This is a genomic window from Pseudomonas sp. ZL2, from assembly GCF_054788455.1.
The window spans coordinates 196,439-211,314 of record NZ_JBGOGX010000004.1 but is presented as its reverse complement, the minus strand read 5'-3'; the positions used below and the strand labels follow the sequence as shown (position 1 = coordinate 211,314).

15 protein-coding genes are annotated in these 14,876 nt (G+C 63.0%); 8 read left to right on the top strand and 7 right to left on the bottom strand.

Annotation, left to right across the window (positions count from 1 at the left end):
- Positions 1 to 53 precede the first annotated feature (53 nt).
- From rng to mreB, 5 genes are all read right to left on the bottom strand, one after another.
- Positions 54 to 1,511, bottom strand: coding sequence for a ribonuclease G (gene rng / locus ABM562_RS06935; protein ID WP_010223400.1), 1,458 nt, complete (start codon positions 1,509 to 1,511; stop codon positions 54 to 56).
- 80 nt (positions 1,512 to 1,591) lie between these two features.
- Complete coding sequence (locus ABM562_RS06930; protein ID WP_115088598.1) at positions 1,592 to 2,194, bottom strand: Maf family protein; 603 nt, start codon at positions 2,192 to 2,194, stop codon at positions 1,592 to 1,594.
- A gap of 35 nt (positions 2,195 to 2,229) precedes the next feature.
- Complete coding sequence (gene mreD / locus ABM562_RS06925; RefSeq protein ID WP_010223402.1) at positions 2,230 to 2,718, bottom strand: rod shape-determining protein MreD; 489 nt, start codon at positions 2,716 to 2,718, stop codon at positions 2,230 to 2,232.
- Positions 2,718 to 3,779 (bottom strand): rod shape-determining protein MreC, encoded by a 1,062-nt coding sequence (gene mreC, locus ABM562_RS06920; RefSeq protein WP_233673387.1) that lies wholly within the window; start codon positions 3,777 to 3,779, stop codon positions 2,718 to 2,720. The genes mreD and mreC overlap by 1 nt, the downstream gene beginning before the upstream one ends.
- 197 nt (positions 3,780 to 3,976) lie before the next feature.
- Positions 3,977 to 5,014 carry a rod shape-determining protein MreB gene (gene mreB / locus ABM562_RS06915; RefSeq protein WP_008371426.1) on the bottom strand — a complete coding sequence of 346 codons (1,038 nt, stop codon included), beginning with the start codon at positions 5,012 to 5,014 and terminating at the stop codon, positions 3,977 to 3,979.
- Between the two features lie 202 nt (positions 5,015 to 5,216).
- Here mreB and gatC point away from each other — a divergent pair, with 202 nt between their 5' ends.
- The 6 genes from gatC to ABM562_RS06885 all read left to right on the top strand — a co-directional run bounded on the left by gatC (position 5,217) and on the right by ABM562_RS06885 (position 10,432).
- The gene (gatC, locus tag ABM562_RS06910; protein ID WP_115088600.1) at positions 5,217 to 5,504 is read left to right on the top strand and encodes an Asp-tRNA(Asn)/Glu-tRNA(Gln) amidotransferase subunit GatC; all 288 of its coding nucleotides are present in this window, start codon (positions 5,217 to 5,219) and stop codon (positions 5,502 to 5,504) included.
- A gap of 16 nt (positions 5,505 to 5,520) precedes the next feature.
- Positions 5,521 to 6,972, top strand: coding sequence for an Asp-tRNA(Asn)/Glu-tRNA(Gln) amidotransferase subunit GatA (gene gatA, locus ABM562_RS06905; protein WP_115088601.1), 1,452 nt, complete (start codon positions 5,521 to 5,523; stop codon positions 6,970 to 6,972).
- 11 nt (positions 6,973 to 6,983) lie between these two features.
- A complete protein-coding gene (gatB, locus tag ABM562_RS06900; RefSeq protein ID WP_115088602.1) occupies positions 6,984 to 8,429 on the top strand; it encodes an Asp-tRNA(Asn)/Glu-tRNA(Gln) amidotransferase subunit GatB in 1,446 nt (481 codons plus the stop codon).
- 137 nt (positions 8,430 to 8,566) lie between these two features.
- On the top strand, positions 8,567 to 8,938 hold the full coding sequence (locus tag ABM562_RS06895) for a septal ring lytic transglycosylase RlpA family protein (protein ID WP_115088603.1): 372 nt from the start codon (positions 8,567 to 8,569) through the stop codon (positions 8,936 to 8,938).
- Positions 8,939 to 9,000: 62 nt separating this feature from the next.
- Positions 9,001 to 10,044 carry a calcium/sodium antiporter gene (locus ABM562_RS06890; protein WP_233673386.1) on the top strand — a complete coding sequence of 348 codons (1,044 nt, stop codon included), beginning with the start codon at positions 9,001 to 9,003 and terminating at the stop codon, positions 10,042 to 10,044.
- A gap of 10 nt (positions 10,045 to 10,054) precedes the next feature.
- Complete coding sequence (locus ABM562_RS06885) at positions 10,055 to 10,432, top strand: carboxymuconolactone decarboxylase family protein (RefSeq protein WP_115088604.1); 378 nt, start codon at positions 10,055 to 10,057, stop codon at positions 10,430 to 10,432.
- A 22-nt stretch (positions 10,433 to 10,454) separates the two neighbouring features.
- Here ABM562_RS06885 and ABM562_RS06880 read toward each other — a convergent pair whose 3' ends face one another.
- Positions 10,455 to 11,828 carry an amino acid permease gene (locus tag ABM562_RS06880; protein ID WP_115088605.1) on the bottom strand — a complete coding sequence of 458 codons (1,374 nt, stop codon included), beginning with the start codon at positions 11,826 to 11,828 and terminating at the stop codon, positions 10,455 to 10,457.
- A 52-nt stretch (positions 11,829 to 11,880) separates the two neighbouring features.
- Positions 11,881 to 12,822, bottom strand: a complete 942-nt coding sequence (locus tag ABM562_RS06875; protein WP_460421248.1) for an AEC family transporter — start codon at positions 12,820 to 12,822, stop codon at positions 11,881 to 11,883.
- 182 nt (positions 12,823 to 13,004) lie between these two features.
- Between ABM562_RS06875 and ABM562_RS06870 the strand changes: the two genes are divergently transcribed.
- Complete coding sequence (locus ABM562_RS06870; protein ID WP_115088607.1) at positions 13,005 to 14,645, top strand: phospholipase; 1,641 nt, start codon at positions 13,005 to 13,007, stop codon at positions 14,643 to 14,645.
- Between the two features lie 14 nt (positions 14,646 to 14,659).
- Positions 14,660 to 14,848: a hypothetical protein gene (locus tag ABM562_RS06865; protein ID WP_115088608.1), complete on the top strand. Its 189-nt coding sequence runs from the start codon at positions 14,660 to 14,662 to the stop codon at positions 14,846 to 14,848.
- The last annotated feature ends 28 nt before the right edge of the window (positions 14,849 to 14,876 follow it).

Genomic DNA, 14,876 nt, shown 5'->3' with positions numbered 1-14,876 from the left:
CGCAAGCCGGCGGTTTGCCAGCCCGGACAGCGCGCATTGGTGTTCAGACCGAGTCAGAGCAGCACCACATCGTATTGTTCCTGGGAATACATGGACTCGACCTGGAAGCGAATGGTTCGGCCGATGAAGGCTTCGAGCTCGGCAACGTTGCCCGATTCCTCGTCCAGCAGGCGGTCGACCACCTTCTGGTTGGCTAATACTCTATAGCCTTCGGCCTGATAGGCGCGGGCTTCACGAAGGATCTCGCGAAAAATCTCGTAACAGACAGTTTCGGGGGTTTTCAGCTTGCCGCGTCCCTGGCAGCAATAGCACGGCTCGCACAGCACCTGCTCGAGGCTTTCGCGGGTGCGCTTGCGGGTCATCTGCACCAGCCCAAGCTCGGTGATGCCTATGATGTTGGTCTTGGCATGGTCGCGCTCCAGCTGTTTTTCCAGGGTGCGCAGCACCTGGCGCTGGTGTTCTTCATCTTCCATGTCGATGAAGTCGATGATGATGATCCCGCCGATGTTGCGCAGGCGCAGTTGCCGGGCAATGGCGGTGGCCGCCTCCAGATTGGTCTTGAAGATGGTCTCTTCGAGGTTGCGGTGGCCGACAAAGGCCCCGGTGTTGACGTCGATGGTGGTCATCGCCTCGGCCGGGTCGACCACCAGGTAGCCGCCGGACTTGAGCGGGACCTTGCGGTCGAGGGCGCGCTGGATCTCGTCTTCGACGCCATAAAGGTCGAAGATCGGCCGCTCGCCTGGGTAATGTTCCAGACGATCGGCGATCTCCGGCATCAGTTCGGCGACGAACTGCGTGGTTTTCTGGAAGGTTTCCCGCGAGTCGATACGGATCTTCTCGATTTTCGGGTTGACCAGGTCGCGCAGGGTGCGCAGGGCCAGGCCCAGGTCTTCGTAGATTTCGGTCGGCGCGCCGACGGTCTTGATCTGGGTGCCGATCTGCTCCCAGAGCCTGCGCAGGTAGCGGATGTCCATGAGGATTTCATCGGCCCCGGCGCCTTCGGCGGCGGTACGCAGGATGAAACCGCCGGCGTCCTGGATGTTTTCCTGGGCGATGCAGTCGGTGACCACCTGCTTGAGGCGCTCACGCTCGGCCTCGTCTTCGATCTTCAGGGAAATGCCGACATGACTGGTGCGCGGCATGTACACCAGGTAACGGGACGGGATCGACAACTGGGTGGTCAGGCGCGCGCCCTTGGAGCCGATCGGGTCCTTGGTCACCTGCACCACCAGGCTCTGTCCTTCATGCACCAGGGCACTGATGCTCTCGACCGACGAGCCTTCGCGCAGGGAAATTTCCGAGGCGTGAATGAACGCTGCGCGGTCCAGGCCGATGTCGACGAACGCCGCCTGCATGCCCGGCAGCACCCGCACCACCTTGCCTTTGTAGATGTTACCGACGATGCCACGGCGCTGGGTGCGCTCGACATGCACCTCCTGCAGTACACCATTTTCCACCACCGCCACGCGTGATTCCATCGGTGTGATGTTGATCAGAATCTCTTCACTCATGGCAGGCTCTCGTCAAAGGACTTCAGTAATGATGGATCGCTCGCGGGCGACTGGCTAGGGCTGTTCTGGCTTATCCTCGCTCAACGGGCCGGCAGGCGCTGCCAGCAAGGGATGCCGAATTGACCGAGCAGCTCGGCGGTTTCATTCAGCGGCAGGCCGACCACCGCCGAATAGCTGCCTTCAAGGCGTTGTACGAAAACTGCCCCCAGACCCTGTATGGCATAGCTGCCGGCCTTGTCGGCCGGTTCGCCGCTGGCCCAGTAGGCCTCGGCTTCCTCAGCACCGATGGAGCGAAACAGCACATGGCTGCTGACACTGACGCTCAGGCAACGCTGATGATCGGCCACGGCGACGGCGGTCAGCACCTGATGCTCGCGCCCGGAAAGGGCTGCCAGCATCGCCAGGGCATCTTCGCGGTGTTGTGGCTTGCCGAGAATTCGACCTTCGAGCACCACGGCGGTATCGGCACCCAGCACCGCTACCGGGCTGTCGTCGCCCTGGGGCAACGACGCCAGGCCGGCGCAGGCTTTTTCCCGCGCCAGACGCTCGACATACGCCTCGGCCAATTCGGCGGGCAGCGGCGTCTCGTCGATCGCGGCACTCAGCGAAATAAAGGGAATGCCGATCTGGGTGAGCAACTCACGGCGGCGTGGCGAGCCAGAGGCCAGGTACAGCAGGGTCATCTTGACGTCTCCCTGTCAGCGTCGAATGTGAGTGCTCAGTTGATGCTCAGGCGGCGGCGCAGACCACGCAGGCCATAGCTGATCCACGGCCAGAGCAAGGCGCTGATGACCGCCGACCAGATCAGCGCCAGGGTCGGCAGGCGGTTGCCGGTCAGGGCACTGAGCCACAGCTGGATCAACTGGGCCAGGCCGAAGATCACCAGGATCACCAGGCTCTGCTGCCACATCGGGAACATCCGCAAACGCTGTTGCAACGACAGCACCAGGAAGGTGATCAGGGTCAGCACCAGGGCGTTCTGCCCCAGCAAGGTGCCATACAGCACGTCCTCGGCCAGGCCCAGGACGAATGCGGTGGTCATGCCCACCCGGTGCGGCAGGGCCAGGGTCCAGAAGGCCAGCAGCAGTGCCAGCCACATCGGCCGGAACACTTCGGCGAAGGGCAGCATCGGCGATACGCTGAGCAGCATACCGATCAGAAAGGTCAGCCAGACGACCCAGCCATTACGGCTGCGGGTGCTTACCATCAGTGTCTCTCCCGGGAAATGACTGGCGCGCCCGGCGTTGCAGCAGGGGCTGCGGGGGCTGCCGTGGCGGGCGGATGGGCACTGGTTGCCGGAGTGGCGGGTGCGGCAGGCGCTGGTGCTGCTGGCGTCGAAGCGGACGCTGCCGGAGTGACCGCAGCAGGCGCAGCCGGGGACGTGGCCGGCGCAGTACCCGCCGCCGAAGCAGGCAGGCCCTGACGATCAGCCTGTTCCTGGGCAATCGCGGCATCGCTGGCACGTTGCTCGGGCGAACGGCTGTCGGTGAACACCAACAGCAGGTAGCGGCTGCGGTTAAGCGCAGCCGTCGGGATCGCCCGGACGATGGCAAACGGCTGGCCGGAGTCGTGGATCACTTCCTTGACCGTGGCCACCGGGTAGCCAGCCGGGAAGCGCTGACCGAGGCCCGAGCTGACCAGCAGGTCGCCTTCCTTGATGTCGGCGGTGTCGGCAACGTGGCGCAGCTCAAGGCGCTCCGGGTTGCCGGTACCGCTGGCAATCGCCCGCAAGCCGTTGCGGTTGACCTGCACCGGAATGCTGTGGGTGGTGTCGGTGAGCAGCAATACCCGCGCGGTGTAGGGCATCAGTTCGACCACCTGGCCCATCAGGCCACGTGCGTCGAGCACCGGCTGACCGAGGACCACGCCATCGCGCTCGCCCTTGTTGATCAGGATCCGGTGGGTGAAAGGATTGGGATCGACGCCGATCAATTCGGCGACTTCGACCTTCTCGTTGACCAGCGCCGACGAGTTGAGCAACTCGCGCAGACGCACGTTCTGCTCGGTCAGGGCCGCCAGCTTCTGCAGGCGACCTTGCAGCAGCAAGGCTTCGGTCTTGAGTTTCTCGTTTTCGGCAGCGAGTTCGGTACGGCTGCCAAACTGGCTGGCAACCCCCTGCCACAAGCGCTGGGGCAGATCGGTAACCAGGTAGGACGGCATCAGCACCAGGCCCATCTGGCTGCGCAGAGGCTTGAGCAGGGTGAAGCGTGCATCGACCACCATCAGGGTGATCGACAGCACAACCAGCACGAGCAGGTGTACGCCCAGCGAAGGGCCCTTGGCGAAAAGCGGTTTAATGGGCCGCTCCTCGTGGACGACGATTCAAGAGGTCATTCATACGGCAACGCACCGGCCTGCTTGCGGATTGACGGAAAACGACGCCCACACGGACGTCAGCCCAGCACATACAGGTAGCACTGTGGGCACTACCTGTAAACAGGGCGGCGTGAACTGCAGGCTCCGGCTTATTCGCTGGAGAGCAGGTCCATGGTGTGTTTGTCCATCATTTCCAGGGCACGGCCACCACCGCGAGCCACGCAGGTCAGCGGGTCTTCGGCGACGATTACCGGCAGGCCGGTTTCCTGGGCCAGCAGCTTGTCGAGGTCGCGCAGCAGGGCGCCACCACCGGTCAGCACCAGGCCACGCTCGGCGATGTCCGAAGCCAGCTCTGGCGGCGATTGCTCCAGGGCGCTCTTGACCGCCTGGACGATGGTCGCCAGGGATTCCTGCAGGGCTTCAAGCACTTCATTGGAATTCAGGGTGAAGGCACGTGGCACGCCCTCGGCCAGGTTGCGGCCGCGGACATCGACTTCACGGACTTCGCCGCCCGGGTAGGCAGTACCGATTTCCTGCTTGATGCGCTCAGCGGTGGATTCACCGATCAGGCTACCGTAGTTGCGACGTACGTAGGTGACAATGGCTTCGTCGAAACGGTCGCCACCGACCCGTACGGATTCGGCGTAAACCACACCGTTCAGGGAGATCAGCGCGATTTCAGTGGTACCACCACCGATATCGACAACCATCGAACCGCGTGCCTCTTCAACCGGCAGGCCGGCACCAATGGCGGCCGCCATCGGCTCTTCGATCAGGAACACTTCGCGGGCACCGGCGCCCAGCGCCGATTCGCGAATGGCCCGGCGCTCGACCTGGGTCGATTTGCACGGCACGCAGATCAGAACCCGCGGGCTTGGCTGCAGGAAGCTGTTCTCGTGAACCTTGTTGATGAAGTACTGCAGCATTTTCTCGCAAACGCTGAAATCGGCGATCACGCCGTCTTTCATCGGACGAATGGCAGCAATGTTGCCAGGCGTACGGCCCAGCATGCGCTTGGCTTCAGTACCGACAGCGACGACACTTTTCTGGTTGCCGTGAGTACGAATGGCCACAACCGATGGCTCATTCAGGACGATACCGCGCTCACGCACGTAAATAAGGGTGTTGGCAGTGCCCAGGTCGATGGAAAGATCGCTGGAAAACATGCCACGCAGTTTCTTGAACATGGGAAAGTGACCCTAGGCAACGCGTGGGTAAAAAAGTGCGGCAAACTCTAACAACGGCGGGGATTTTGGGCAAGGCACCAATATGTTAAATTGGCGGTTTTTCCGAGCAAGCCTGCACATGATCGCGGCCTTATGACCGTAATACTGCCAGCATGTTCCTCATCGCGGAGCAAATCCGTTTCTGTTTTCCCAGGAGATCCCCATGGCGCTTGAACGCTGCGACGTGGAAAAGATCGCTCATCTGGCCCGACTGGGCCTGAATGAAGGCGATCTGCCACGCACTACCGATGCCCTGAACAGTATTCTGGGACTGATCGACCAGATGCAAGCGGTCGACACCACTGGCATCGAGCCACTGGCCCACCCTCTGGAAGCCACTCAGCGCCTGCGCGCCGATGTGGTAACAGAAAGTAACCATCGCGACAGCTACCAGGCCATCGCCCCGTCGACGGAAGACGGCCTGTACCTGGTTCCGCAAGTCATCGAGTAAGGGAATAGAGCCTGCCATGCATCAACTGACCCTGGCCGAGATCGCCCGCGGACTCGCCGACAAGAAGTTTTCTTCCGAAGAGCTGACCCGTGCCTTGCTGGCGCGGATCAACCAGCTCGACCCGCAAATCAACAGCTTCATCAGCGTCACCGAAGAACTGGCCATCAGCCAGGCCCGGGCCGCCGACGCCCGCCGCGCCGCCGGCGAGAACGGCGCCCTGCTCGGCGCGCCGATCGGCCACAAGGACCTGTTCTGTACCCAGGGCATCCGCACCAGCTGCGGCTCGAAGATGCTCGATAACTTCAAGGCGCCGTACGACGCGACGGTGGTCAGCAAGCTGGCCGAAGCCGGCACCGTGACCCTGGGCAAGACCAACATGGACGAATTCGCCATGGGTTCGGCCAACGAGAGCAGCTACTACGGCGCGGTGAAAAACCCGTGGAACCTCGAGCACGTGCCCGGTGGTTCTTCCGGTGGTTCGGCTGCCGCGGTTGCCGCGCGCCTGCTGCCGGCAGCCACTGCCACCGACACCGGCGGCTCGATCCGCCAGCCGGCGGCACTCACCAGCCTGACCGGCCTGAAACCGACCTACGGTCGTGTTTCGCGTTGGGGCATGATCGCCTACGCGTCGAGCCTCGACCAGGGTGGCCCGCTGGCCCGTACCGCCGAAGACTGCGCGCTAATGCTGCAAGGCATGGCCGGCTTCGACCCCAAGGACTCCACCAGCATCGATGAACCGGTGCCGGACTACAGCGCCAGTCTCAATGCCTCGCTCCAGGGCCTGCGCATCGGCCTGCCGAAGGAATACTTCGGTGCCGGCCTCGATCCGCGCATTGCCGACCTGGTCCAGGCCAGCGTCAAGGAGCTGGAAAAGCTCGGCGCGGTGGTCAAGGAAATCAGCCTGCCGAACATGCAGCACGCGATTCCGGCCTACTACGTGATCGCCCCGGCAGAAGCCTCGTCCAACCTGTCGCGTTTCGACGGCGTGCGTTTCGGCTACCGCTGCGAGAACCCGGTTGACCTCACCGACCTGTACAAGCGCTCCCGTGGCGAAGGCTTCGGTGCCGAAGTGCAGCGCCGGATCATGGTCGGTGCCTACGCTCTGTCGGCCGGTTACTACGATGCCTACTACCTGCAGGCGCAGAAAATCCGTCGCCTGATCAAGAACGACTTCATGGCTGCGTTCAACGACGTCGACGTCATTCTCGGCCCGACCACGCCAAACCTGGCCTGGAAAATCGGTGCCAAGAACAACGACCCGGTCGCTGAGTACCTGGAAGACGTCTACACCATCACCGCCAACCTCGCCGGCCTGCCAGGCCTGTCGATGCCGGCCGGTTTCGTCGATGGTCTGCCGGTTGGCGTGCAGTTGCTCGCGCCGTATTTCCACGAAGGCCGCCTGCTCAACGTCGCGCACCGCTATCAGCAAGTCACTGATTGGCACACTCGCGTACCTAACGGCTTCTGAGGGATCACCACATGCAATGGGAAGTTGTCATCGGGCTGGAGATTCATACCCAGCTCGCCACCCAGTCGAAGATTTTCTCCGGCAGCTCCACCACGTTCGGCTCCGAGCCGAACACCCAGGCCAGCCTGATCGACCTGGGCATGCCCGGCGTACTGCCGGTGCTGAACCAGGAAGCGGTGCGCATGGCCTGCATGTTCGGCCTGGCCATCGATGCCGAAATCGGCCAGCACAACGTGTTCGCGCGCAAGAACTACTTCTACCCTGACCTGCCCAAGGGCTACCAGATCAGCCAGATGGAACTGCCGATCGTCGGCAAGGGCCACCTGGACATCGCCCTCGAAGACGGCACCGTCAAGCGTGTCGGCATTACCCGTGCGCACCTTGAAGAAGACGCCGGCAAAAGCCTGCACGAAGACTTCAGCGGCTCCACCGGCATCGACCTCAACCGCGCCGGCACGCCACTGCTGGAGATCGTCTCCGAGCCGGACATGCGCAGCGCCAAAGAGGCTGTTGCCTACGTCAAGGCCATCCATGCCCTGGTGCGCTACCTGGGCATCTGCGACGGCAACATGGCCGAAGGCTCGTTGCGTTGCGACTGCAACGTTTCGGTTCGCCCGAAAGGCCAGGCCGAGTTCGGTACCCGCTGCGAGATCAAGAACGTCAACTCGTTCCGTTTCATCGAGCGCGCGATCAACACCGAAGTGCAGCGTCAGATCGAGCTGATCGAAGATGGCGGCCGGGTCATCCAGGAAACCCGCCTGTATGATCCGAACAAGGACGAGACCCGCTCCATGCGTAGCAAGGAGGAAGCCAACGACTACCGTTACTTCCCCGACCCGGACCTGTTGCCGGTGGTCATCGAGAACGCCTTCCTCGAAGACATCCGCGCCACCCTGCCCGAGCTGCCACCGCAAAAGCGCGAGCGTTTCCAGAGCCAGTTCGGCCTCTCGGCCTACGACGCCAACGTGCTGGCGACCAGCCGTGAGCAGGCTGACTACTTCGAACAGGTGGTCGGCGTGTGTGGCGATGCCAAGCTTGCCGCCAACTGGGTCATGGTCGAGCTGGGCAGCCTGCTCAACAAGCTGGGCGTGGAAATCGACCAGTCGCCGGTCAGCGCCGCGCACCTGGGCGGCATGCTCAAGCGCATCCTCGACAACACCATCAGCGGCAAGATTGCCAAGGTAGTGTTCGAGAAGATGGCCGCCGGCGACGGCGATGCCGACCAGATCATCGAAGCCGAGGGCCTGAAACAGGTCACCGACAGCGGTGCGATCGAGAAGGTCCTGGACGAAGTGTTGGCAGCCAACGCCGAGCAGGTCGAGCAGTACCGCGCCGCTGACGAAGCCAAGCGCGGCAAGATGTTCGGCTTCTTCGTCGGGCAGGCCATGAAAGCCTCCAAGGGCAAGGCCAACCCGCAGCAAGTGAACCAATTGCTCAAGAGCAAGCTCGAAGGGTAGTTCGCATTACCCTGTGGGAGCCGGCGTTGCCGGCGATGCAAGGCGAAGCCTTGCCAGTTTCTGGGGCTGCCGAGCAGCCCATCGCCGGCAACGCCGGCTCCCACAGGTGATCACTTCACCTCGGAGCAACTGATTTGATGTGGCGTCCCCTCAGCGCACTCGCGCTCTTCACCCTGCTGGCCGGCTGCGCCAGCCACGATATCGACTCCCGCGGTTACGACAAGACCGGCACCGCCTCCTATTACGGCTCCCGACACCACGGTAAACGCACCGCCAGTGGCGAAGCCTTCAACCAACACGGCATGACCGCTGCCCACCGTAGCCTGCCCTTCGGCACGCGGGTCAAAGTCACCAACCTCAACAACGAACGCAGCGTGGTAGTCCGCATCAACGACCGCGGCCCGCATACCCGTGGCCGGCTGATCGACCTGTCGCGCGCTGCCGCGGAAAAACTCGGGATGATCCGTAGCGGAACCGCGCGCGTACGGGTACAAAGTCTCAGCGACTGACCTGCCCCCGGAGCACGACCATTTTCGACCTGGCCGCTTTACCTACTTTCAGCCTGTTGCAACTGAGCATCGGCCTGCTGTTGCTGATCGCCGGCGCCGAACTGCTGGTACGCGCCGCCCTGCGCCTGGCCGCCAGCCTGCAAGTCCGACCACTGATCATCGGCCTGAGCCTGGTGGCATTCGGCAGCAGCGCACCGCAACTGACCGTCAGCCTGCAGGCGGCCTACACCGGCGCGCCGGATGTCGCCGTCGGCAGCGTGATCGGCAGCAACATCTTCAACATCCTGGTAACCCTGGGCCTGGCCGCGCTGATCATTCCGCTGCGGGTCTCGCGCCAGTTGGTGCGCCTGGACATCCCGTTGATGATCGTCGCCAGCCTGGCAGTGTACCTGCTGGCCTTCAACGAACTGCTGGGGCGCCTGGAGGGTGCCCTGCTGTTGTGCGGCCTGTTCGGCTACCTGGCGATACTCTGGCACCAGTCCCGACACCATGCCCGCACCTACCCTGCCCCCGGCCCGCGCCCGCAGCGTGGCGGCCGATTCTGGCTAGGGAGTGTGCTGTTGATGCTGGCCGGGCTAGGCCTGCTCAGCCTGGCCGGCCATCTGCTGCTGGAGGCAGCAGTGGAGGTAGCGCAGGACCTGGGGCTGTCGGAACGGGTCATCGGCCTGACCGTGGTGGCCGTCTGCACCTCCCTGCCGGAACTGGCCACCTCGCTGATCGCCGCCCTGCGTGGTGAGCGGGAGATCGCCGTAGGTAACGTCATCGGCAGCAATCTGTTCAACCTGCTGGCGGTACTCGGCCTGACCGCGCTGGTCGCCCCCGAGCCGCTGTCGATCTCGCCCAATGCCCTGGCCTTCGACCTGCCGGTGATGCTCGGGGTCGCGGTGCTGGCATTGCCGGTGTTCTACTCGGGTTACCGGGTGACGCGTGCCGAGGGGCTGGTGTTCCTCTGCCTGTACCTGGCTTATGGTCTGCATGTGGTGGCCTTCACCACTGGCATGCCGCTGGCCAGCCGACTTGAAAAACTGATGCTGTTCTACGCATTGCCAGCACTGGGGGCGTTGTTGCTGTACACCACCCTGCGTGCCTGGCGCCGCCAACACTAAGGAAAACAACATGGGCGACAACAACAAATCCGGCGAACAGGTTCGCCGCCAGGTCATGGGCGATGCCTTCGTCGATCGCGCACTGAACAACGCCACCGACTTCAGCCAGCCGCTGCAGGACTTCGTCAATGAGCATGCCTGGGGCAGCGTCTGGAGCCGCGAAGGCCTGCCGCTGAAAACCCGCAGCCTGATCACCCTCGCCGCCCTAACCGCACTCAAGTGCCCGCAAGAGCTCAAGGGCCACGTGCGCGGCGCCTTGAACAACGGTTGTACGGTCGAGGAGATTCGTGAGGCGCTGCTGCACTGCGCGGTATACGCCGGCGTGCCGGCGGCGGTCGATGCCTTCCGCGCCGCCCAGGAAGTGATCGACAGCTACCAGCAGGGCTGATCGATCACTTCGGGCGAGGCCGTCAGTTGCTGACGACGGCGGCCTTCTGCCCCTTCTTCTTCAGCCAGAAAGCCACGCCCAGGGTGGCGATCCAGGCCGGGATCAGCATCACCGAGATGCGGATCGGCGGGGTCAGGTACATCACCACCAGAATCAGCCCGATGAACGCCAGGCACAGGTAGTTGGTCACCGGGTGGCCCCAGCTCCGGTAGAAGGTCGACTCGCCCGACGCCTGCTTGGCGCGGCGGAACTTCAGGTGGGTGATGCTGATGCTTGCCCAGTTGATCACCAGCGCCGATACCGCCAGCGCCATCAGCAGGCCGAAGGCCTCGCCCGGCATCAAGTAGTTGATCAGCACGCACAGGCCGGTGGCCAGGGCGGAAACCGCCAGTGCGGTCAGCGGCACGCCGCGGCGGTTGACCTTGAGCAGGGCACGCGGCGCGTCGCCCTGGCTGGCCAGGCCGAACAGCATACGGCTGTTGCAGTACACGCAGCTGTTGTACACCGACAGCGCGGCGGTCAATACCACCACGTTGAGGATGGTCGCCACCAGGTTGCTGTCCAGGTTGTGGAAGATCATCACGAACGGGCTGCCACCCTGCACCACCTTCTGCCACGGGTACAGCGACAGCAGCACGGCCAGGGCGCCGATGTAGAAAATCAGAATGCGATAGACCACCTGGTTGGTGGCGCGCGGAATACTGTGGCGCGGATCGTCGGCTTCGGCGGCGGTGATACCAACCAGCTCCAGGCCGCCGAAAGAGAACATGATCACCGCCATGGCCATCAGCAAACCGGTGAAGCCATTGGGGAAGAAGCCGCCGTACTGCCAGAGGTTGGCCACGCTGGCATCCGGCCCGCCATTACCGCTGGCCAGCAGCCAGGCGCCAAAGCCGATCATGCTGACGATGGCGATGACCTTGACCAGGGCGAACCAGAACTCCATCTCGCCATAGACCTTCACCTGGGTGAGGTTGATCAGGTTGATCACCACGAAGAAGATCGCCGCCGTCGCCCAGGTCGGGAAGTCCGGCCACCAGTACTGCACGTAGATGCCCACGGCCGTCAGCTCGGCCATGCCGACCAGGACGTAGACCACCCAGTAGTTCCAGCCGGAAACGAAACCGGCGAACTCGTTCCAGTAGCGGTGGGCAAAGTGGCTGAAGCTGCCGGCAACCGGCTCGTCGACCACCATCTCGCCCAGCTGGCGCATGATGAAGAACGCCATCAGGCCGGCAATCGCGTACCCCAGCAGCACGGCCGGGCCGGCCATCTGAATGGTCTGGGCGATGCCCAGAAACAGGCCGGTACCGATGGCGCCACCCAGGGCAATCAACTGGATATGGCGATTTTTCAACCCGCGCTGTAATCGCTCTGGGGGGTTCTGTTCTTGCATGAAGTGTCCTTGAAGGTGGAAGGCAGTGTTGGCTTTATTGTCGGCACAGAATCTAGATCCAGCCGCCCCACTGCAAGAGGAAAATGCCGATATTCGTGGTTATGGCGGCCATCAGCGTGGTTATCACGATGATCGAGGCGGCCAGTTCATGGTTACCGTTGGCCGCTCGGGACATGACATAACTGGCGGCGGCGGTCGGGCTACCGATGTACAGGAACAGGATGCCCAGCTCCGCCCCGCGAAAACCGCAAAGCCAGGCCGCCAGGGTGCCGATCACCGGCAGCCAGATCATCTTCACCAGGCTGGCGCTGACCGCCAGGCCGCCACTCTCACGCAGCGAAGCCAGCGACAGGGTACCGCCGATGCAGATCAATGCCAGCGGCAGGGTCATCTGCGCCAGGTAATCGCCGGAAGTCAGCAGCCAGTTCGGCAGCGGCACTTGCCCGTAGGCCATGGGCGTGGCCAGCAGCACGCTGATGATCAGCGGGTTGCGCAGGATACTCTTGAAGATGCTCCAGGGGTCGGACTTCATGCTCGGGCTGTACACCGCCAGCACCACCGACGACAGCGAGTTGTACAGCAAGATCACCAGGCCGGCGAGGATCGCCCCCAGCGAGATACCGTAATCGCCGTACATGCTCGCTGCCAGCGCCAGGCCGATGACCCCGTTGTTGCCGCGGAAACCGCCCTGGGTGTAAATCCCGCGATCCTCGCGCGGGCAGCGCCACAGGGCCACCCCCCAGGCCAGGGCAAAACTGCCCAGGGTGGCTGCCACGAAAAACACCAGCAGCCCGGGTTTGACCGCCGCCGTCAGGTCGGCGTGATAAATCCCCAGAAACAGCAGCGCCGGCATGCACACGTTGAACACCAGCGACGACGCGGTGTGGATGAAGCCGTCGTTGATGGCCTTGATGCGCTTGAGCAGCACGCCCATGAACAGCATGGCGAACACCGGCGCCGTGATGTTCAGCGTCTGGATAAAAAGGGCGAGCATGCAGGGTGGTCCCGATGGCTGTCGTTAGGGGGCTAATGATACGTCAGCCATCCGTTGATGCCTCGCATTCTGACGTAAGAAAAAAGAATTGTTGACGTAGGAAATGGTTTGGATATGATCAAAACAACTGTACATACATACAGTTATTTATCGAAATCCATGACATCTCAAAGGAGTTGAATATGTCAGGTATGCAAACCGGACTGCACGCCCAGAAGGCGCTCGCCACCACCGTGGTCGCCGACCTCGATGCCCTGTTCAGTGTCGACGGCATCAAGATTCCCGGCCCCGACACCCGCGTCGTATTGGTCATCGACGGCCACCACACCATCAAGTACCACCGCCTCGGCCTGCCGGCCAAACCGCCAGCCAGCGGCAAGCCGGTGCTGCGTTTTGAAGGCGGCGAACACACCGCCATCGGCGACAACGCCCTGCTGCGCTTCAGCCAGGACAGCGCGCCGATTCCAGCCTGGAAAGTCGCCCTGCACCTGGCCAATGGCCTGACCCTCAGTTACGGCCAGATCGTCGCTCTGGGCGGCGACTTCTATGGCATTCCCGAGCGGCCGATTGCCGATGGCGCCAATGCTGAAGAACGCGTCCAGCGTTTTGCTGCCGCCTTTGATTCGCTGGCCGTGCTTCCCGCCTCCCGGGAAGAAGCCGGCAAGATCCTCGCGGTCATGCAGCAAGAAATCGCCGCTGCCAACCAGGCGATCAAAGACGGTCGCCAGCCCCACGAAGCCTACGATCAGTTGGGCGATACCCTCTCGGAAGAATGGAACAAGATCACCGGCGGCGGCAGCTTCGTCTCGCCGATGTTCCCCCTGGGCCGCTACCTCAAGCTTGCCGCCAGCAACTGGGACCACTTTGGTGAATGGGCGCTGCTGGCCTACATCGCCGGGCACACCGCGGCCCTGCGCCAGGCCGTGAAAGCACGGGCCAGTGGCGATGACGGGCAACTGGAACTGGCCTACGCGATGAACGCCTTCGCTGATCACTTCCTCACCGACCTGTTCTCGGCCGGCCATGTGCGTGTACCGCGCAAGGCGATCAAGGACAACGTCACCCCGGCCGACCTCGGCTCGCTGATCTCGCGTTTCATGCACGATGAAGACAGCAAGTACGGCCTGGTGCTGCGCAATGCCCAGGGCGATACCTGGCGTGGTTATGGCGACAAGCGCTATTTCGACAGCATCGACGTGACCAACCGCAAGCAGGTGGGCCTGGCCGTGCAGAAGTCTGTCGATGAAATTTTCCAGGCTTTCGACACGGGCAATCTACCTGCGCCGACAGCCTACGGTGCGCTGCGCATCGCCGCCGACCTGCAGGCCGCAGTAGAAGGGCAAGTGCCGGGCAACTTCGCGCCGCTGTTTGCCCTGCGCAACGGCAAACTGATGCGCCGCGCCGACGTCAACAACCTCAATGACCCGGCGCAGATCGACAACTGGTGGGGCTGGAGTACTTACCTGCTGCTCAAGGACTACACCCCGAACAAACCCACCGGCCACCTCGAAGCCCCTGCCGGTGCCCCGAGCGTTCGCGCCGACGGCTGGCAGACCCAGGTGCCGAGCCAGCCAAACTGGCTGCCTGGTCATGCCGTGCGTTACGCAGTGAGTGTGGTCAACGGCCTGAACGAATCGTACATCGGCCCGTGGAGCGACTATGCCGAATTGACTGAGCGCTTCCAGCCGACCCTGACGGTGCCGGTGGACACCTCCGGCAAGTCTGTTTCGCGCAACCTGTTCCGCCAGTTCCGCGGCGGCTCGCCGGAACTGATCGCCTCGCTGGATGCGGGCACCACGACCTATATCGATCAACACCAGTGATAAGGAAATCACTTATGAGCATTACCCTGAACATTGAACTGGCGTCGGGCCAGTCGCTCAAGGATGTACCCCTGGAACTGTTGCGCGATGGCGTGGTGATCAGCCGCGCCAAGCTGGCTGCAACGGGCAAGGTGGTGTTTGATGCCGCGCCCGGGGCCGGGCAGTTGGCAGTGCGGGTGGATCGAACGATCCTGAATCGCTAAGGGCTGCTTCGCACCCCATCGCCGGCAA

What these genes read in the sequence shown, in the direction of transcription:
- rng (WP_010223400.1), bottom strand. Translation starts at nt 1,511, where the DNA reads ATGAGTGAAGAGATTCTGATCAACATCACACCGATGGAATCACGCGTG.
- ABM562_RS06930 (WP_115088598.1), bottom strand. Translation starts at nt 2,194, where the DNA reads ATGACCCTGCTGTACCTGGCCTCTGGCTCGCCACGCCGCCGTGAGTTG.
- mreD (WP_010223402.1), bottom strand. Translation starts at nt 2,718, where the DNA reads ATGGTAAGCACCCGCAGCCGTAATGGCTGGGTCGTCTGGCTGACCTTT.
- mreB (WP_008371426.1), bottom strand. Translation starts at nt 5,014, where the DNA reads ATGTTCAAGAAACTGCGTGGCATGTTTTCCAGCGATCTTTCCATCGAC.
- gatC (WP_115088600.1), top strand. Translation starts at nt 5,217, where the DNA reads ATGGCGCTTGAACGCTGCGACGTGGAAAAGATCGCTCATCTGGCCCGA.
- gatA (WP_115088601.1), top strand. Translation starts at nt 5,521, where the DNA reads ATGCATCAACTGACCCTGGCCGAGATCGCCCGCGGACTCGCCGACAAG.
- gatB (WP_115088602.1), top strand. Translation starts at nt 6,984, where the DNA reads ATGCAATGGGAAGTTGTCATCGGGCTGGAGATTCATACCCAGCTCGCC.
- ABM562_RS06895 (WP_115088603.1), top strand. Translation starts at nt 8,567, where the DNA reads ATGTGGCGTCCCCTCAGCGCACTCGCGCTCTTCACCCTGCTGGCCGGC.
- ABM562_RS06885 (WP_115088604.1), top strand. Translation starts at nt 10,055, where the DNA reads ATGGGCGACAACAACAAATCCGGCGAACAGGTTCGCCGCCAGGTCATG.
- ABM562_RS06880 (WP_115088605.1), bottom strand. Translation starts at nt 11,828, where the DNA reads ATGCAAGAACAGAACCCCCCAGAGCGATTACAGCGCGGGTTGAAAAAT.
- ABM562_RS06875 (WP_460421248.1), bottom strand. Translation starts at nt 12,822, where the DNA reads ATGCTCGCCCTTTTTATCCAGACGCTGAACATCACGGCGCCGGTGTTC.
- ABM562_RS06870 (WP_115088607.1), top strand. Translation starts at nt 13,005, where the DNA reads ATGTCAGGTATGCAAACCGGACTGCACGCCCAGAAGGCGCTCGCCACC.
- ABM562_RS06865 (WP_115088608.1), top strand. Translation starts at nt 14,660, where the DNA reads ATGAGCATTACCCTGAACATTGAACTGGCGTCGGGCCAGTCGCTCAAG.